We start from the raw sequence: 17,123 nt of genomic DNA, 5'->3' as shown, positions 1-17,123 counted from the left end.
CCTTCCTTCATGCCGGACATTGTTCAGTTTTTTCCGTCACCCTCAATTCTTGCTTAGATGATGGGGATAGCTGGGTGAAAGTGCATTCATTATCCCTTTTTCTTGCTTTTCTCGCCTTTTAGCGAGTTCACCATTTACGGCGGCCGCAAGAGAATCATAAAGAATCCGAAATTTTTTGTTAGTCCAGACGTCTTTTACAGCACGATAAGTCACCTCGTGCCGCCCACAGGACGCGAAGGCTTCGGCTATCAAATCGCAAGCCGATATTCTGGGACTCACATCGTTTCTGGTCGCAGTAATACCAAAATCATCAACCAATGTTGCCAACATGGAAACGATAAAGACGTCCCTCTCGTGGTTCTCAGAGAGAGACCGCCCGCGTCGTTTAGGCAGTGATGGAGCGGTTCCATCCAAAACCGATGCTGCAAACCACCCCTCGCCTTCACTAAGAGGAACTCCTGAATAGAGCTTGGAGGCTATAATACCACAAAGCAGTTTCCGCGCCTCTGCGTCATGCTTGGCAGCAGAGACCAGCCATGCCCGCATGCTGTCATACATAACGATATAGGAACCGCGCGGGCCGGTGCGGTAATCACACCCCAATTTCCACCACAATAAATTTTCGCCAGGCGACCTCCTATTGATCGGCGCCGAGGCAACCCACTCTGCGACCTCCTGTGTTGCAAACTCTGCGGCAGTCCTCCCAATATGATGATCCATCACCTTGCCTTCACCATCTTCGCTCCGCCCTGCTTCTTCCCGGTCAGGAAATCCGCCCAAGCCGCCATCATCGCGCGGCGCTTCTCAACCATGTCTCCGCGCCGATACGACGCCTCGACCGCGTTCCCGACCTTATGGGCAAGCGCGACCTCGGCCATATCGCCGGGGAAATGGGTTTCCTCTGCAATCCAGTCCCGGAAGGTCGACCGCAGGCCATGGGGCACCGCAGGGCGCTTACTGGCCCTGTCGATGAAACCGGGGCCGTCCTCGGCCAGATCAGCAGCATGCAGCCGCTTCATGGTGGCGCTCAGCGTCATGTCGGACATTTCCCCGCCACGGGGCGCCGGAAACACCAGCGGGTTATCCGCGAACCTGGGAAGCGCCTTGAGCAGATCCACGGCGTCCTTGGTTAGGGGCACCCGATGTTCTCGATCCATCTTCATGCGTTCGGCCGGGATGATCCACATCGCCGCCGCCAAGTCGATTTCGGCCCAGCGCGCGCCCCGCACCTCCTGCGACCGGGCCGCAGTGAGAGCGGCAAATTCGAGCGCACGGCTTCCCATGCCTTCCCGCTTCCGAAGTGCAGCGAACCAGCGGGGAGCATCCGCGATCCGCACCGCAGGGTGATTTCCCTCCTTCGCGACCTTGGAGGGCGCCGGCAGCAACTCTTTCAGATTGCCGGCCCACCGCGCCGGATTGTCGCCCACACGGTGCCCGGCCACCGTCGCCCACGAAAGAACCGCCTCGATTCGCCCGCGCAGGCGCGATGCCGTTTCGGTTTTGGTCGACCAGATCGGCTGCAACACGCGCAGCACGTCCTGCACGGTGATATCCTGAACCAACAGCGCCCCCAGGCCGGGAATGGCGTAGCTCTTGAGCGTATTGCCCCATTGCTGCTTGTGCTTCTCGTTCTTGAAGGCGTCCAGTTTCGCGGCAAGATACTGGTCGACGGCATCCGCAAACGTCAGGCCCCGAAGCTGCGCAGCTACAAGGGCCGCCTTCGCCGCTTTCCTTTCTTCGACCGGATCAATTCCGTTTCGGATCTTGTCCTTTGCTTCGCGCGCGCGCTCACGGGCCATTGCAAGGGACACCTCCGGGAAGCCGCCCAGCCCGATTTCCCGGCGCCTGGCGCCGACCATCGCCCGAAGCAGCCATGTGCGGCCACCTGCGGGCGTGATCTGCAACAGCAGCCCAGAGACGCCCCCGACCGCGAACGTGGCATTGCCCCCTTTGCCAGGGTGCTGCAATCTTTTCACCTCAAGCGGCGAAAGTTCTTTGGCGAGACGCGGCACTCAAAGCCCTCCATCATACCCGCCATCATTGTTGCTGCCGTCCGCTACCAAACGCAACCGCATACTACTAGGGCGGCAGATATTTCCTAGGAATCCTTGGCTTAGGAGCTTCTGATTGCTACCGGGATGCCCTGACTAATGGCGGGCACCCTCTCCGCCACTTTCCCCAGCAGCATCAGCAAAAACAGCCACTTAGGGAAAGACAGTGGCCCGTTTTGTGTCCCAAACGTGACCCAATCCAACCGCTTTCGGAACGCCCGAACCGCCGCGCGGAATTGCCCGTCGCTTTGGTGATCTGCGACCGCACCGGCCGGGGCCGCGCGGTCTACCCCGGTCAGTCGGCGGTGGCCGTCGCGACCCGCCTTGGGGCGGTGGACTGGACCAGCGAGCCCGCCGGGGTCGCCTCGCGGACATTGATCGAGATGCGCACGGGTAGCTGCTTTGCCGTCTTTGAGCGGCCTTCCCTTGCCGGCCGGGGCGCGCAGACCGCTCCATGGAGCTTTTGCAAAGGCCACAAAAACGCCCAGTCAGCAAGCCCGGGATTGCCTGCTTTTGGCAGCAATCATCCTGCGATTCCGCGAATCTCGGCCGTCGGATCGACAGAAGGGCAGCCCGGCTTCTTGCGGCAGCGGTGCATCGCAACCCGCTGCGATTTCGTCGCGAGAGGCGAGCCGAAGCCTTGTGTCCCGGCCGGGTATGTGGATCAGTCGAAGCATGACGGACGCACAGGCTCCTCAGACGGCGATCCCATCGCATGCGGCGAGGCTATGGCTGGCCCTGCTGCTGGTTCTGCTGGTCGTCATGTTGCCCGGACCACAAGTCACCGCGGCGGCCAGCCAGTCCCAGCAACTGAGCAAGCCGACCTTGGCCCTGACGGCGATTCATGGGCGCGACCTGATCGCCCGCAAGGATGCGGTGCAGATCCGCCCGCTGGCCGCAACTGCGCTGCCGCCGTCGGAGCCCCCACCGCCACTGCCGCGCATAGCGGCGGCGCTCGCCTTCGCCGATCACCCGCAAATCGGTCTGTGCGCCGGCGCGCTGGTTCCCTGGGCCCGCGCGCCGCCGTCCCTTCGCATGACCGCCTGACATCGCTCTGCCACCGATTCCGGGCTGGCAGATCATGACCCTTGCGTTCACGAGGACGACAGATGAATTCCCATGAAGACGAACCGGCGGCACGCCGGACGCCGTTTGCCGAAAATCCAAAGACCGGCGTTGCACCGCCTGAGCCCGCAGAGCCGCCCGCAACCGGACAGGCCCAGTCCGGCAAGGCTGTGCTGCTGAACTGGTGCATCATGCTCGCCGGCTTTGGCGCCATTGCCGCTGCCGCCTATTGGCTGCTCGGGTGAGGCGACGCCCCTGCGGAGATCGGTCCGCGGGGGCGGTCCCGGGCCAGCGCAGGGTCAAGCGCCTCTGTCCTGCTCATGCTTGGCCCACAAATAGCCGACGAACGCCCCCTTCACGAGGCGCAGAATGATCAAGGTCAGCAGGGTCATCGCCACCCCCACCACGATCAGCAGCGTCACCGGGTCTGGCCGATAGATCGCCCAGGTGAAGCCGATCATCGGGATCAGCAGCAGGAGCATGATGGTCATGGTGAAGAAAGCCGGACCATCTGCGGCCCGATAGAGCCCCAACGGTTCGCCGCATAAGTCGCACTCTTGCACGATGGTCAGATATCCCTTGAACAGCCGGCCCTTGCCGCAATGCGGGCACCTGCCCATCAGCCCTCTTGCCGCCGCGGCCCGCTCGTCCCGTTCCTCTGTCATGGTTGTTCGCTCCGATTGCTCCTGCCAGAGAGGAACGTCATGGAACGAGGTTTGGATGCCGGGACACCCGCGGCAAAGAGGATGTTTGTCGCGCGCATTGCACATGCCGCAACCCTCGATACGCTTCGAAGCCAAGTCCATGCCCGCCGAGGTCGGGAACTGCTACGCCGCGAAACCTTGTATGTCTGCAATTTCGCACCCACGCTGGGAGAATAGCAGCATAGGGCTTCGCGCGTCACCTGCTCACGCACAGGTCCACGCCGCTCCAGCATGTCATGCACCTGGCTCCTGCCGCTGGTCCGTTTCGCCAGCGATCTGCCTGGCGTTTCTGCCGCCGTGAAGCTTGCAGCGCCGCTTGCCCGGCTCGGACTTGCAGCGGCAGGGCACTCCCTTCCGCGGACCACAGGCGACAGGGCGGGTTGCCTCGGGCTGGGATTTTTGGGGCCAACATGGCGGCAGAACATGCCAGCAACGACAACGGAGCGGCGGCCATGCCGAACGGCCCGGCCTGCCACGACATGACTTCTGGCAGACCGGGCGGCAAGGCTATCCGATACGACAGACGCGGGCCCAGACGCCGAAACCGGATCGAGATCAAGTTCAACAGATCTGGGGATTGGCGCCGGATCGCAAGCCGCTACGACAGATGCGCCAGAGCCTTTCTTTCGGCCCTCGCTCCCGCCGCGGCCGTCATGTTCCGGCTTTGAGGATCAATGGGGCTTGACCCTTGCGGGTAAGCCGCGCCGCCTCGGCCGCAGCCATCATCAGCGGCCCGACGCCCTTGGCATCATCGGCCACCACCGCTTCGGTGAGGTAATAGCCGGGCGAGCCGTCGCGATAACGGCCTGAAAAGCCGCCGAGCCCCGCGACATGGCAGATGCCGGTCAGCTGCGGGCGGCCGTCCACGGGTGCAACCCGCAGTTCGAGCGCGGCCAGCGCGCGCAGCCCCGCCTGACGCAGACGCTCGGACTCGGCACCCGCGACCAGCCCGAGCCGCGCGGCGCGCAGGAAGGCATAGGCGAACATGGCCGAGGCCGAGCTTTCCTCGTAATTCCCGCCCAACTCGGGCTGGTCCAGCACCTGCGGCCAAAGACCCGACCCGGCCTGCCGGTTCTCCAGCGCCCGCAGCATCGCCACGCAGCGCCCATGCAGGCTGGCAGTGGCCGCGTCGTGCGGCAGAATCGCCAGCACGTCGACCAGCGCCATGGCCAGCCAGCCCATTGCCCGTGACCAGACCGCCGAAGACCGGCCGGTGACCGGATCGGCCCAGGCCTGGGTCCGGCTGTCGTCATAGCCATGCGCGTAAAGCCCGCCCGGCACCGCCGTCAGCACCAGCGCGGTGGCGAATTGCAGCAGCGCATCGGTGATCCGGGCGCTTTCCCCGGTGGCCTGCGCATATTCGATCTGGAACGGCAGGCCCATATAAAGCCCGTCCAGCCAGAGCTGATGCGGATAGCGCTGCTTGTGCCAGTAATTGCCGGCCGGGATGCGCGGTTGCCGATCCAGCTGTCCGATCAGATGTCGCGCCGCCGCCATGTAGCGCGCATCGCCGGTCTGGCGGGCCAGCGGGAACAGCACCCGGCCGGCAAGGATGTTGTCTATGTTGAAATCCTCGGCCGCGAAGCCCTGCAGCGCGCCGTCCGGCGCGATCTGGGCATCGATCAAACGGTGCAGATGCGCGGTCCAGCGCTCCTCGCCGGTTGCCTCGGCAAGAAGCTGCAAGCCGCGATAGATGCAGCCGTCCTCATAGCACCAGGGCCCACCCTTGTAGGGCTGGTAAGCCGTGGCGAAACGGTCGAAATAGGCGGAAAGGCTCATCGTTCTGGCTCATCTGGGGAAAGGGTGATGGGGGTGGGATCGATCAGGGCGGGATCGTCGCAATCGATCTGCGCCGCCTCGGCGCTGATCCCGGCATGGCGCATGGCGCGAACCCGGTCGGCCATGATCGGAGAGGTCGCGCACGCCTCGGGGTCAAGCGACAGGATGCGCAGGTTGCGGATTCGGATATTGCGGATCGGCGCTTCGGGCAGGCCCAGAAAGCAGCCGGCGGCATGGGCCAGGCCCTGGACCTCGACATCCTCGATGGTGATGCCGTCGATCAGCGGCGTCCGTTCGGTGACCGGGGCGGGTGCGCGGCTTTGCACCCAGTCGGCATGGCCGTCGTGGTCGCAGAAATAATGCGCATTCGCGGCCAGCGCGGTCTCGACCCCTTGCATCCGCACCCGGCGGAAGGTGATGTCGGTGACCGCCCCCCCGCGCCCGCGCCGGGTCTTCAGCCGCAGGCCGCGGTCGGTGCCGATCATGGCGCAATCCTCGACCAGCACCTCATGCACGCCGCCCGACATTTCCGAGCCGATGACCAGCCCGCCATGGCCGCGCTCCATCAGGCAATGGCGGATGGTGACGCCGCGCGTCTCGGAGAGGTGCTCGGCCTCGCCCGCATCGCCGCGCTTGCCGGCCTTGACCGCGATGCAATCGTCGCCGACGGAAAAGCGGACGCCCTCGATCCGCACGTCGCGGCACATTTCGGGGTTGAACCCATCGGTATTGGGACTGTCGGCCGGCGCCTCGATCGCCAGGCCAAAGGCGGATAGCCTCTGGCAGCCTTGCGGATGCAGGCTCCAGCTGGGTGCATTGCGCAGGGTGAAGCCCAGCAGCGTGACGTCCCGGCAATCGACCAGATGCAGCCCGCGCGGACGGCGGGCTCCGCCGCGGGTGTCCTTGGGCCAGGACCACCAATCGCCCTGCCCGCCCGAGCCGTCCAGCGTGCCGGGCCCCTCGATCACCAGCCGCTCGGCTGCGACGGCGTGCAGCGGCGCCTTGAAACAGGCGGCGGGCAAACCCTCCCAGCTGCCGAGCATGCGGCCGTCCGGCGCCCGCGCGGGCAGGACCGGCCAGTCCGTGCGATCCGAGGGCGCACGCAGCACCGCCCCGGCCGAGAGATGCAGGATCATATCCGACCGCAGCGCCACCGGCGTGGCGAGCCAATCGCCGGGCGGCAGGACCACCGTGCCGCCCGGCGGCAGCGCCGCGATGGCGGATTGCAGCGCCCGGGCATTGGCCCGCGCCGCGTCCAGGTCCGCAAGGCCCGACGCCGGCAGAAGATCCGGCGCCACCGTCCCGGCACAGGGCGGGGTTGCGAAAGCGACCGGCGCGAAACCCTCGACCTCCAGCCGCCAGTCGCGGCCGGGGGTCAGCGCGTCCAACACCAGCACCGCCCGGTCGGTGCGCCCGACCCGCGGGACATCACCGCCCGACAGCCGCCAGCCGCGCGGTTCGGGCAGATTGTAAAGCGCGCCGGCAACAGCCAGCCGCAGCGCCGCGCAGCGCGGCGTGACGGTCAGAACAACGGGTATCATGGTCTTCCTGTGGATGGCCGCTGAAGCGAAAACGCTTGCGGCGGGCGAGCGCAGCGTTAGTTATCAGGCGTCAGTCGTATTCAGCCAGGACGTCGTTGGTGCCGTCGATGATCTGCTGCGCGGCATCCAGCGCGTCGATCTGGCCATAGGCATATTCTTCCAGGGTATCAATGAAATTGCCCCGCACCTCGGGATGCTCGTTGAAGGGCGAGATGGTCGGGCCGCTCGCCGCCATGGCGATCGCATTGGCCGCGGCGACATTCGGATCGCCCTTGCCTTGCAGCAGCGCCTGCGCCGCCTTCGAGGCCGGCAGGCCGCGGCTGTCGTCCAGCGCCAGGACGCCTTCGGGCTCGTTGACCAGGCAGTTCAGGATCTGCGCCGCCGCCTCGGGATGCTTGGAGTTCTTCGAGATCGCCAGCAGCATCGACGGCTTGCGATAGACGCCGTCGGTCACCGCCCCGTCGATGCGCAGCATCGGCACCGATTTCAGCACCTGCCCGTCCTGCAGCGGGTCGGCGTATTTCGACCAGGTGCTGTCCCATTCATAGGAGCCGGCAATCTTGCCCGCCGCCCATTGCGGTTTCTCGAACAGGTTGACATTGCCCTCGGAGGCCTCTTCCTTTTGCGACTTGATCGCGCCGATCTCGACCAGACGGCCCAGGAAGCCGATGCCGTCGGCCAGTTCCTCGGGGGTCCACGCGACCCGGTTGGTCGCGGGATCGACCAGGTCCTTGCCAGTCTTCTGCACCACGACCAGCGTGACCAGAAGCTGCGCGGTTTCCTTGACCGCGTTGAAGGTGAAGGTGTCCTGCCCCAGCTTTTCCTTGATGACCGACGTCGCGGCCATCAGTTCGCCCCAGGTCTTCGGCAGCGGCACGCCGGCCTTTTCGAAGGTGGTGGTGTTGAACAGGAACACCCGCCCGGTGGTCGAAACCGGGATGCCCTGCACCACGCCGTTCATCGAGACCGAGGCGAGTTCATCCTCGGTGTACTGGCTCAGGTCCAGGGCCGGAAACTGGCGCAGGTCGGCGAAGCCGGTGCCGTTGCGGGAAAACAGCGGCAGCCAGGGCCAATTGACCTGCAGGATGTCGGCCTCGGTCCCGCCGGCCATCTGTGTGGTCAGCTTTTCCAGGTAACCGTCGAAACCGGTGAATTCGCCCTTGATCCTGTGGCCGTGCTTGGCGCCGCAGGCCTGCAGCGCGGCCTGGGTCGCGACATGTCGGCTGTCACCGCCCCACCAGGACATGCGCAGCTCATCCGCCATCACGGCTTGGCCCGAGACCAGTGCGGTGCAGGTCAGCGCGGCAGCAAATCGGTTCAATCTCATGTGGTCCTCCTCGGATCGGGGTCAGGCCGCGATGCTGCCCTCCCGCAGCGAGACGTTACGGCCGTCGTCCTTGTTGAAGATGTGGATATGCTCGGGCGCGGGGCGCAGATGGATGCGGTCCGACTGGCCCAGCCGTTCGTATTCGGCAACGCCGATCACGGCGACCAGCTTCCGCCCCTCGAGGTCGGCGTGCAGATAGACCTCGTGGCCCATGAATTCGGCATTGGTCAGCCGCGCCGCAAGCCCGGTTTCGGCCAGCGCCAGATGCTGCGGGCGGATGCCCAGAACCGCATCGGCGGGCCGTTCCGCAAGCCGCACGGCCACCTCGGGTCCAAGCGCCAGGCGCTGGGTGCCGATGACGAAATCGCTGCCCTCCAGATGGCCGTCGATCAGGTTCATCTCGGGGCTGCCGATGAAACCCGCGACGAACAGGTTCGCCGGGCGGGTGTAAAGCGCCTTCGGGGTCGCGACCTGCATGATCCGCCCGGCCTGCATCACGCAGATGCGGTCGCCCATGGTCATCGCCTCGGTCTGGTCGTGGGTCACGTAGATCACCGTCGAGGAAAGGCCCTCGGCCTTGAGCCGCCGGTGCAGGTCGGTGATCCGCACCCGCATGCTGGCCCGCAGCTTGGCGTCGAGGTTCGACAGGGGCTCGTCAAACAGGAACACGCCCGGCTTCTTGATCAGCGCCCGGCCCAGGGCGACGCGTTGCGCCTGCCCGCCCGACAGCTGCTTGGGCAGCCGGTCCAGCAGCGGCTCGATCTCCAGAATGCGGGCGACATCGGCGATGGCCGCCTCGATCTCGGGCTTGGGCTTGCCGGCGATCTTGAGGCCAAAGGCCAGGTTGCCGCGCACCTTCATATGCGGGTAAAGCGCATAGTTCTGGAACACCATGGCAATGGAGCGCTTGCCGGGCGGCAGATCGTTCACGCGGGTGTCACCGATCACAACCTCGCCGCCGGTGATCTCTTCGAGCCCGGCGACCATGCGCAGGGTGGTCGACTTCGCGCAGCCCGATGGGCCGACGAAAACCATGAACTCGCCATCCGCGATGTCGAGGTTGATGCCATGCACGGCCTTCACGCCGCCGCCATAGACCTTTTCCAGATTGTTCAGCTGAACGCGTGCCATTAGCCCTTCACCCCGCCGGAAGAGATGCCCTCGATGAAATAGCGCTGCGCGGCGAAGAAGATGATCAGCGCCGGCGCGATGGTCAGGACCGACATCGCCAGGATGCGGTTCCATTCGAAGGCTTCGGTTGTGTCGATGGAAAGTTTCAGCGCGAGGCTGACCGGATATTTGTCGACCGAGCTGATATAGATCAGCGGGCCCAGGAAGTCGTTCATGGTCCACATGAACTGAAACAGGCAGACCGAGATCAGCGCCGGCGCCAGCATCGGCACCACGATATAGACCAGCGTCTGCAGGGAATTCGCCCCGTCCACGCGCGCCGCTTCCTCCATGTCGCCGGGCAGCGAGCGCAGGAACTGCACCAGCATGAAGACGAAGAAGGCATCGCCTGCCATTGCCGAGGGCACCCAGAGCGGCAGGAAACTGTCGAGCCAGCCCAGGTCGCGGAACAGCATGTATTGCGGGATGCGCGTCACCACGTTCGGCAGCAGCAGGATGGCGATGACGCTGGTGAACAGCAGCTTCTTGAACGGAAAATCGAAGCGCGCAAAGGCATAGGCCGCCATCGTGCAGCTGATCGCCGTGCCGATGACCTTGGGCAGGATGATCAGAAACGAGTTCCAGAAGAACCGCCCGAAAGTGTGGGGGGTCGAGGTCTGCCAGCCCTTCGCATAGCCGTCCAGCGTCGGGTCCTGGGGAACGAAACCCGCGCCCGAGAAGATCTCGGAATTGGTCTTGAACGAGGCACCGACCAGCCAGATCAGCGGGTAGAGCATCACCAGCCCCACTGCGAACAGCAGCACATAACGCAGCGCGGTCGAGATCAGGCGCAGCCGGGCGCGGCGCGCGGCCTGGTATTCGTTGAATGCAGCAATATCCATGACCGCCCCTCAGCTCCGCTTGTCGCCGGCGTAATAGACCCACTTCTTCGAGGACCAGAACGCCAGCAGGGTCAGCACCATGATGATGGCGAACAGCACCCAGGCGATGGCCGAGGCGTAGCCCATGTTGAATTTCTTGAAAGCCTCGTCATAGATGTAGAGCGGCAGGAAATAGGTCGATTTCAGCGGGCCGCCCTGGGTGATGATATAGGGGCCGTTGAACTCCTGGAACGCCTGGACCATCTGCATGATGAGGTTGAAGAAAATGACCGGCGTCAGCAGGGGCAGCGTGATCGAGAAGAAGACCCGGGTCTTCGAGGCGCCGTCGATGGCCGCAGCCTCGTAAAGCGAGCGGTCGATGCTTTGCAGGGCAGCCAGGAAGATCACCATGGCCGAGCCGAATTGCCAGCAACGCAGCAGCGTGATGGTGAAGAGCGCATTCCCGGGGTCGCCGAACCAGTCCACCGGGCCAAGGCCGATCAGCCCGAGCGCCATGTTCGCCAGCCCCTCGGTCGCGAAGATATAGCGCCACAGCACCGCGATGGCGATCGAGCCGCCCAGGATCGAGGGCACGTAGAAGGCGGTGCGGAAAAAACCGATGAAGCGCAGCTTGTAGTTCAGGATCGCCGCGATGAACAGCGCGAAGGCCAGCTTCAGCGGCACCGTGGCGAACACATAGATCAACGTGACATTCAGCGATTTCCAGAACGTGCGATCGCGGCTGAACAACCTTTCGAAATTGTCGAAGCCGACCCATCGCGGCGCGGACATCAGGTCGTATTTCGTGAAGGCCAGATACAACGACGCAACGAAGGGAATCGCGGTAAAGATCAGCAGGCCGATGATATAGGGCATCATATAGGCCAGGCCAAAAACGCGCTGGCCCTTCATGACGCCCGCCCTGCCGCCCGGCCGCCCGCCTGCGACCTCTCTCGGTAAATGCTGGAAGTATCTGGCAATTTCTCCTCCCCTAGTCCCAGCCGCGGCAAGGGCCGGAAGCCCCGTCCCGGACTGCGGTTTCCCAACCCGGCATGCGGCACGCTTTCGCGTCAGGGGTGACTAGACGGCATTTTCCTGCGACATTGAATTGACGGATCCGGAGAAAAAGATGGACGAAATCGAAGGTGGTATCCTGGCGGCGATTCCGGCCTCGGCGCTGGTGCTGTCGCTGACCCGCTCGGCCATCAAGATGGAGCATTCCAGCACCTGGTCCATCGACAAGGAAAACCCGGTCGACGATCTGGTGATCTGTCTTTCCGGCAGCGGCCGCTACCTGATCGACGGGGCGCCGCGGCTGATGCAGCCGGGCGATGCGATGCTGATCGCGCGCGGGCAAAGGTTCCAGGGCTGGAACGAAGGCCCCGAGATCTATCGCGGCGTGGCGCAGCATTTCACGCTGAGCCTGCACGGCCGGCACGACCTGCTGACGCAGATGGAACTGCGCCCACAGGTGCGGCTGTCGCGCTGGTCGCTGCTGGAGCCGATGGTGCGGCACTACCGGCAAAGCGCGCCGCCCGCCTCGGTCACGCTGGGGCAGCATCATCTGTTCATGGTGCTGCTGATCGCCTTCATCGAGGATGCCTTCATCCGCTGGCGCCGCGATGCCGCCTATCCGATGGCGGGCACCGATGCGATGGATCTCGCGGTGATGAAGGCCGCGACCATGATCGCCGCCAATCCGGTGGCCGAGGGCATCGCCGCCCAGGCGGTCGAGGCCGCGCCCTACAATGCCGATTATTTCCTGCGCGAATTCCAGAAGCGCATCGGCCTGACGCCGCGCAAATATCAGGAACAGCAGCGGATGGAGCGCGCGATGCACCACCTGGAGGCCGGGATGTCGGTCGGCGCCACCGCGGCCGAACTGGGCTATGCCGATCCCTATTATTTCTCGCGCATGTTCAAGCGGGTGACGGGGCTGTCGCCGCGCGACCACATGCGTCGGGTCGAGCGCAGCCGGCACGGCCGGCTTCTCGCGCTGGACGAGCCCGACCAAGCTGCCCGGCTGGCCGCCATGGCCAAGGCCGGGCCGGCCGGGTGATCAGACGGGCGGCAGGCGATATAGGTCGATGGGATTGCGCACCAGGACCCGGTCGCGGCAACCCTCGGGCAGCCAGCCCAGCACCAGTTCGGCCAGCGCCACCTCGTCGGGATAGTCCGCGCTGTTCCGGACGCCGTTATGCGGCCAGTTGGTCCCCCAGACGATGCGCTCGGGCGCATGGGCCGCGATGCGGCGCGAGGGTGCAGCCACATCGGCATAGGGCCAGCTCTCGCGGCTGCTTTCATAGACGCCGGCGAATTTGAACCAGCAATTGCCGCGGTCGATCAGCCGCAGCACCGCCTCGATCTCGGCGCTGTCCGGGGTGACGCCGCGAAAGAACTTGCCGTGGTGGTCGAAGACCCAGCGCGAACGCAGCGCCTGCAAGCGCGGCAAGTGATCCAGCAGGTCCGAACCGTCGAACTGCACCGCAATCATCCATCCCGCGTCATGGGCAATGTCATCGACCGCCTCAAGCTGGTCCAGTCCCGCGGCCCCGCCGGGCAGATCCATGATGCGCGCGCCGACGATGCGCCGCGCGGCGAGATCCGCGATCTGCGCCGGAGTGATCTCGGGCGTGACGACTGCCACGCCCCAGGCACATTCGCCCATCGCCTCCAGGCAGGCCAGAAGGTTTGCGTTGTCGCGCTGATGCGCATTGCCCTGGGTGACGATGACCCGGTCCAGCCCCATCCAGCGCATGACGCTGCGATAGGCCGCGGGGCCGGGCAAGGGATCCTGCGGCAGGCCGGGCCCGCCCGGCTGCGCGGGAAAGCCCGGCAGATACATGTGCATCTGCGTATCTGTCGCGCCACGCGGAAAGGGCAGCGCAGGCGGGGCACCGGTCAGCTTGCGGGTGATCATGCGTCCCTCATGCGGAATTCGGTGAGCGCGTCGCGGTTCACCTCGATGCCGAGGCCGGGGCCGTCGGGGATCGCCACCACGCCCTGCTGGGCCTCGATCGGCGTAGTCAGCACGGCCTGGCGGAAGGGATTGTGGGTGCGGTCGAATTCCAAGATCGGCTCGACCGGATTCATGCGCACCGGGTCCGGCACCATCGCCGCCATGAATTGCAGCGCCGCCGCGATCTGGACGCCGGTGCCCCAGACATGCGGCACCACCCGCACGCCATGCAGGCTGGCCAGGGTGGCGATCTTCTGCACCTCGGAGAAACCGCCCGCGCCGCAGAGGTCAGGCTGCAGGATGTCCACTGCCCGCTGTTCGATGGCCGGCCACATACCCCAGCGGGAGTGCCATGTCTCGCCTCCGGCGACCGGAATCGGCTGGCCTGCCCGCACGGCGCGATAGGCCGACAACTGCTCGGGCACGACCGGCTCTTCGAACCAGTCGATGCCGCATTCGGCGGCGGCCTGGCCCAGCCGGATCGCCTCGGTGACGCTATAGCCGTGATTGGCGTCGATCATCAGCCGCATCTCGGGGCCGATGGCCTCGCGCACGGCGCGAATCACGCGCAGATCCTCGGCCACATCGAAGCCGATCTTGATCTTGCAGGCGTGAAAACCCTGCGCCCGACGCTCGGCCATCTCGCCGGCATTGTCCTCGACCCGATCCACGCCGTCGCGCTTGAAACTGCCGGTGGCATAAGCGCGCACACGGTCGCGCCAGCGCCCGCCCAGCAGGACCGAGACCGGCTGGCCCAGGACCTTGCCCTTGACGTCCCACAGCGCGATGTCGATGCCTGACAGCGCCGTCACCGCCAGCCCGCGCTGGCCCTGGTCGCGCAACGCATTGTAAAGCACCGCCCAAAGCCTTTCGGTTTCCAGCGGATTCTGTCCGACCAACCAGCCCGCATAGGCCTGGACCACTGCCGCGTTCGGGCGCGCCGGGCCAAGGCATTCGCCCCAGCCCACCGTGCCGTCGTCGCATTCCACCTCGACCAGAACATGCGCCCGGCGGTCAAAGCGCATCGAGGCACTTTCGAACGGCACCTCCAGCCGATGTTCCAGCAGATGGGTGCGGACGGCGGCGATCCTCATGGCGGCCTCAGCGTTTCCAGGGGGCGATCAGGGCAGCAAGATCAGCTTGGTCGCGTTCGGTCAGGTCCGTCAGCGGCGAGCGCACCGGCCCGGCGTCGAAACCCTGCAGCCGGACCCCGGCCTTGACGGCGGAAACAGCATAGCCCTTGGCGCGGCTGCGGATCTCCATGAAGGGATAGAAGAACTCGTTCAGGATCCGCTCGCAATTGTCGCGCTCGCCGGCGCGCAGCGAGGCGTAGAATTCATTCGCCAGCCCAGGCACGAAGTTGAACACCGCCGAGGAATAGGTGGTGAAGCCCGCGCCCAGATAAGCCTCGGCGAACAGCTCGGCCGTGGGCATGCCGCCCAGATACATCAGCCGGTCGCCCATCTTGGCGGTGATCTGGCGCACCAGGCCGATGTCGCCGGTGCCGTCCTTGAAGCCGATCAGGTTCGGGCATTCGTCGCAGAGCCGCGCCAGCGTGTCGGCCTGCAGCACGGCATTGTCGCGGTTATAGACCATCACCCCGAAATCGACCGACTGGCAGACCTTGCGGACATGCTGGAACAGCCCCTCTTGCGGGGCGTCGATCAGGTAATGCGGCAAAAGCAGGATGCCGTCGGCGCCGATCTTCTGGACCGATTGCGCGATCTCGACCGCCATCTCGGTGCCATAGCCGCAGCCGGAGACGATGGCGGTGTCGCCCGCCACCTCCTTCGCGGCGGCGACGATCTCCGGCACCTCTCGCGGGGTCAGCGAAAAGAATTCGCCCGTGCCGCCGGCGGCGAACAGCACCGGCGCCTTGTAGCCTGCCAGCCATTCGACATGCGCGCGATAGGGATCAGGAGCAAAGCGGCCCCCCGCGTCGAAGGCGGTGACGGGAAAGGACAGCAGACCGGAGCCGAGCTTGGCCTTGAGCGCATTCGGAGTCATGTCGGTAATTCCTCTGACTGGAAGATTTCGCTCCAAAGACCATGCGGCGATAAAGTTGTCAATGATTTATCATATGATTTGTATGATAAATCATCGCGCCAGCCAGCCGCCATCGACGTTCAGCACGGCACCGTGCACATAAGCAGCCGCCTCCGAACACAAATAGACCGCCGTGCCGGCGATATCCTCGGGCCGGCCCCAGCGCCCGGCCGGAATGCGCTCGAGAATCGCGCGCGAGCGGTCGGGGTCGTTCCGCAGCGCCTCGGTGTTGCTGGTCGCGATATAGCCCGGGGCGATGGCGTTCACGTTGATGCCCCGGGCCGCCCATTCATTCGCCATCAGCTTGGTCAACCCGGCAACGCCATGTTTCGAGGCGGTATAGCTCGGCACCCGGATCCCGCCCTGGAAGGACAGCAGCGAGGCGATGTTGACGATCTTGCCCGCCCGTCCCTGCGCCATCGCCTCACGCGCGAAGGCCTGGCAGGTGAAGAACAACGCCTTGAGGTTCACATCGATCACGTCGTCCCAATCAGCCTCGGTGAAATCGAGCGAGTCGGCGCGGCGAATGATGCCGGCGTTGTTGACCAGGATGCTGTAGTCCGCACCCGCGAACAGGTCCCGCGCCGCCATCGGATCGGCAAAATCGATGCGCAGCTCGGATCCGGTGCCGCCCCCCTCGGCAATCAGGGCCAGGGTCTCGGCGCAGTCGCGGCGGGCGGCGCAGACCACCTCGGCCCCGGCCCGCGCCAGCCCGAGTGCGATCGCTTGGCCAAGCCCGGTGTTGGCGCCAGTCACCAGCGCCTTATGTCCTTGCAAGGAAAAGGGATTCACCGCAGATCCTCCGGCTGGATGAAGTCCATGTCGGTATAGTCGACATTGTCGCCGGCCATCGCCCAGATGAAGGTATAGGAGCCGATCCCGGCCCCGGAATGGATCGACCAGGGCGGCGAAATCGCGCCCTCCTCATTGCCGATGAACAGGTGCCGGGTCTCTTGCGGCTCTCCCATCAGGTGCAGGACGCGGGATTTCTCGTCCATGCCGAAATACAGATAGGCCTCCATGCGGCGGTCGTGGATATGGCTCGGGATCGTGTTCCAGACCGAACCGTCCTCGAGTGAGGTATAGCCCAGGATCAGCTGGCAGCTTTCCATCACCAGCGGGTGAATGAACTGGTTGATCGTGCGCTTGTTCGAGGTTTCGGCCGCGCCCAGCTTGACCTCCTTGCTGTCGGCCAGCGTCACCAGCCGATGCGGATAAGCATGATGCGCGGGGCAGGAGGTGATGTAGAAGCGCCCCTCGCCCGCGAAAGTGACCGCGCCGGCGCCCATGCCCAGGTAGAGCACGTCGCCGCGCTGCAGGGTCCAGGTCTGGCCTGAGGCCGAGACGGTGCCGGTGGCGCCGATGTTCACGATGCCCATCTCGCGCCGGTCCAGGAAAGAGGGCGTGCGGGTCTCGGCCACCTCATCCAGCACCAGACTGCCGCCCGCAGGCACGGCGCCGCCCATCACGAAGCGGTCGTAATGGGTATAGATCAGGCGAATCTGGCCTTCGACAAACATGCCATCGGCCAGGAAATGCCGGCGCAGGGTGGGGGTATCCATGGTCTTGGCAAGGTCGGGGTGGACGGCCTGACGGGTTTCGACGGTCAGCATGGGTTCCTCCGGAAAGACAAATATCATATCTATTGACACTTGTCATA

17 protein-coding genes and 1 pseudogene are annotated in these 17,123 nt (G+C 65.0%); 4 read left to right on the top strand and 14 right to left on the bottom strand.

Features of this window, described 5'->3' with window-relative positions; all coding sequences use genetic code 11:
- Window positions 1–42 precede the first annotated feature (42 nt).
- Entirely contained in the window at window positions 43–720 is a 678-nt protein-coding gene (locus tag L632_RS24185; protein WP_156933616.1) for a hypothetical protein, read from the bottom strand.
- Window positions 720–2,012 carry an integrase arm-type DNA-binding domain-containing protein gene (locus L632_RS0102275; protein WP_028716303.1) on the bottom strand — a complete coding sequence of 431 codons (1,293 nt, stop codon included), beginning with the start codon at window positions 2,010–2,012 and terminating at the stop codon, window positions 720–722. The genes L632_RS24185 and L632_RS0102275 overlap by 1 nt, the downstream gene beginning before the upstream one ends.
- A gap of 714 nt (window positions 2,013–2,726) precedes the next feature.
- On the opposite strand from L632_RS0102275, the gene L632_RS0102270 reads away from it, so the two are divergent.
- Both L632_RS0102270 and L632_RS24180 read left to right on the top strand, forming a co-directional pair.
- Window positions 2,727–3,098, top strand: a complete 372-nt coding sequence (locus L632_RS0102270) for a hypothetical protein (RefSeq protein ID WP_028712470.1) — start codon at window positions 2,727–2,729, stop codon at window positions 3,096–3,098.
- Between the two features lie 62 nt (window positions 3,099–3,160).
- Window positions 3,161–3,361, top strand: a complete 201-nt coding sequence (locus tag L632_RS24180) for a hypothetical protein (protein ID WP_156929447.1) — start codon at window positions 3,161–3,163, stop codon at window positions 3,359–3,361.
- A gap of 54 nt (window positions 3,362–3,415) precedes the next feature.
- Here the strand turns inward: L632_RS24180 and L632_RS0102265 are convergent, their stop codons facing one another.
- Window positions 3,416–3,781 (bottom strand): DUF983 domain-containing protein, encoded by a 366-nt coding sequence (locus tag L632_RS0102265; RefSeq protein ID WP_028712469.1) that lies wholly within the window; start codon window positions 3,779–3,781, stop codon window positions 3,416–3,418.
- 542 nt (window positions 3,782–4,323) lie between these two features.
- Between L632_RS0102265 and L632_RS24815 the strand changes: the two are divergent.
- A pseudogene (locus L632_RS24815) lies at window positions 4,324–4,488 on the top strand (IS5/IS1182 family transposase); the annotation flags it as partial.
- On the opposite strand, the gene L632_RS0102260 reads toward L632_RS24815, so the two are convergent.
- From L632_RS0102260 to L632_RS0102235, 6 genes are all read right to left on the bottom strand, one after another.
- Complete coding sequence (locus L632_RS0102260; protein ID WP_028716302.1) at window positions 4,472–5,599, bottom strand: glycoside hydrolase family 105 protein; 1,128 nt, start codon at window positions 5,597–5,599, stop codon at window positions 4,472–4,474. The pseudogene L632_RS24815 and the gene L632_RS0102260 overlap by 17 nt on opposite strands.
- Window positions 5,596–7,140 (bottom strand): glycoside hydrolase family 28 protein, encoded by a 1,545-nt coding sequence (locus L632_RS0102255; RefSeq protein ID WP_036697090.1) that lies wholly within the window; start codon window positions 7,138–7,140, stop codon window positions 5,596–5,598. The genes L632_RS0102260 and L632_RS0102255 overlap by 4 nt, the downstream gene beginning before the upstream one ends.
- A gap of 70 nt (window positions 7,141–7,210) precedes the next feature.
- Entirely contained in the window at window positions 7,211–8,467 is a 1,257-nt protein-coding gene (locus L632_RS0102250) for an ABC transporter substrate-binding protein (protein ID WP_051476361.1), read from the bottom strand.
- A 21-nt stretch (window positions 8,468–8,488) separates the two neighbouring features.
- Window positions 8,489–9,598 carry an ABC transporter ATP-binding protein gene (locus tag L632_RS0102245; RefSeq protein WP_028716299.1) on the bottom strand — a complete coding sequence of 370 codons (1,110 nt, stop codon included), beginning with the start codon at window positions 9,596–9,598 and terminating at the stop codon, window positions 8,489–8,491.
- Window positions 9,598–10,479, bottom strand: a complete 882-nt coding sequence (locus L632_RS0102240; RefSeq protein ID WP_036697088.1) for a carbohydrate ABC transporter permease — start codon at window positions 10,477–10,479, stop codon at window positions 9,598–9,600. Before L632_RS0102240 ends, L632_RS0102245 begins: the two co-directional genes overlap by 1 nt.
- Window positions 10,480–10,488: 9 nt before the next feature.
- On the bottom strand, window positions 10,489–11,370 hold the full coding sequence (locus L632_RS0102235; protein ID WP_028716297.1) for a carbohydrate ABC transporter permease: 882 nt from the start codon (window positions 11,368–11,370) through the stop codon (window positions 10,489–10,491).
- Window positions 11,371–11,587: 217 nt separating this feature from the next.
- Between L632_RS0102235 and L632_RS0102230 the strand changes: the two genes are divergently transcribed.
- Window positions 11,588–12,517: a helix-turn-helix domain-containing protein gene (locus tag L632_RS0102230; RefSeq protein WP_028716296.1), complete on the top strand. Its 930-nt coding sequence runs from the start codon at window positions 11,588–11,590 to the stop codon at window positions 12,515–12,517.
- On the opposite strand, the gene L632_RS0102225 is transcribed toward L632_RS0102230, so the two are convergent.
- The 5 genes from L632_RS0102225 to kduI all read right to left on the bottom strand — a co-directional run bounded on the left by L632_RS0102225 (window position 12,518) and on the right by kduI (window position 17,076).
- Complete coding sequence (locus L632_RS0102225; RefSeq protein WP_028716295.1) at window positions 12,518–13,378, bottom strand: amidohydrolase family protein; 861 nt, start codon at window positions 13,376–13,378, stop codon at window positions 12,518–12,520. It lies immediately after the preceding gene.
- Entirely contained in the window at window positions 13,375–14,511 is a 1,137-nt protein-coding gene (locus L632_RS0102220) for a mandelate racemase/muconate lactonizing enzyme family protein (RefSeq protein WP_028716294.1), read from the bottom strand. The genes L632_RS0102225 and L632_RS0102220 overlap by 4 nt, the downstream gene beginning before the upstream one ends.
- A 7-nt stretch (window positions 14,512–14,518) precedes the next feature.
- The gene (gene kdgD, locus L632_RS0102215; protein WP_028716293.1) at window positions 14,519–15,424 is read right to left on the bottom strand and encodes a 5-dehydro-4-deoxyglucarate dehydratase; all 906 of its coding nucleotides are present in this window, start codon (window positions 15,422–15,424) and stop codon (window positions 14,519–14,521) included.
- 90 nt (window positions 15,425–15,514) lie between these two features.
- The gene (kduD, locus tag L632_RS0102210; protein WP_028716292.1) at window positions 15,515–16,255 is read right to left on the bottom strand and encodes a 2-dehydro-3-deoxy-D-gluconate 5-dehydrogenase KduD; all 741 of its coding nucleotides are present in this window, start codon (window positions 16,253–16,255) and stop codon (window positions 15,515–15,517) included.
- The gene (gene kduI, locus L632_RS0102205; protein ID WP_028716291.1) at window positions 16,252–17,076 is read right to left on the bottom strand and encodes a 5-dehydro-4-deoxy-D-glucuronate isomerase; all 825 of its coding nucleotides are present in this window, start codon (window positions 17,074–17,076) and stop codon (window positions 16,252–16,254) included. The genes kduD and kduI overlap by 4 nt, the downstream gene beginning before the upstream one ends.
- Window positions 17,077–17,123 lie beyond the last annotated feature (47 nt).

The organism is Paracoccus sp. J39, from assembly GCF_000518925.1.
Taxonomy (GTDB): domain Bacteria; phylum Pseudomonadota; class Alphaproteobacteria; order Rhodobacterales; family Rhodobacteraceae; genus Paracoccus.
Note: the sequence above shows the minus strand (reverse complement) of the source record. Positions and strands in the feature narration are given on the sequence as shown.

Coding starts and splice junctions, on each gene's coding strand:
- L632_RS0102235 (WP_028716297.1), bottom strand. CDS start 11,370: ATGAAGGGCCAGCGCGTTTTTGGCCTGGCCTATATGATGCCCTATATC.
- L632_RS0102255 (WP_036697090.1), bottom strand. CDS start 7,140: ATGATACCCGTTGTTCTGACCGTCACGCCGCGCTGCGCGGCGCTGCGG.
- L632_RS24185 (WP_156933616.1), bottom strand. CDS start 720: ATGGATCATCATATTGGGAGGACTGCCGCAGAGTTTGCAACACAGGAG.
- L632_RS0102270 (WP_028712470.1), top strand. CDS start 2,727: ATGACGGACGCACAGGCTCCTCAGACGGCGATCCCATCGCATGCGGCG.
- L632_RS0102265 (WP_028712469.1), bottom strand. CDS start 3,781: ATGACAGAGGAACGGGACGAGCGGGCCGCGGCGGCAAGAGGGCTGATG.
- L632_RS0102220 (WP_028716294.1), bottom strand. CDS start 14,511: ATGAGGATCGCCGCCGTCCGCACCCATCTGCTGGAACATCGGCTGGAG.
- L632_RS24180 (WP_156929447.1), top strand. CDS start 3,161: ATGAATTCCCATGAAGACGAACCGGCGGCACGCCGGACGCCGTTTGCC.
- kdgD (WP_028716293.1), bottom strand. CDS start 15,424: ATGACTCCGAATGCGCTCAAGGCCAAGCTCGGCTCCGGTCTGCTGTCC.
- L632_RS0102250 (WP_051476361.1), bottom strand. CDS start 8,467: ATGAGATTGAACCGATTTGCTGCCGCGCTGACCTGCACCGCACTGGTC.
- kduI (WP_028716291.1), bottom strand. CDS start 17,076: ATGCTGACCGTCGAAACCCGTCAGGCCGTCCACCCCGACCTTGCCAAG.
- L632_RS0102245 (WP_028716299.1), bottom strand. CDS start 9,598: ATGGCACGCGTTCAGCTGAACAATCTGGAAAAGGTCTATGGCGGCGGC.
- L632_RS0102225 (WP_028716295.1), bottom strand. CDS start 13,378: ATGATCACCCGCAAGCTGACCGGTGCCCCGCCTGCGCTGCCCTTTCCG.
- L632_RS0102240 (WP_036697088.1), bottom strand. CDS start 10,479: ATGGATATTGCTGCATTCAACGAATACCAGGCCGCGCGCCGCGCCCGG.
- L632_RS0102230 (WP_028716296.1), top strand. CDS start 11,588: ATGGACGAAATCGAAGGTGGTATCCTGGCGGCGATTCCGGCCTCGGCG.
- L632_RS0102260 (WP_028716302.1), bottom strand. CDS start 5,599: ATGAGCCTTTCCGCCTATTTCGACCGTTTCGCCACGGCTTACCAGCCC.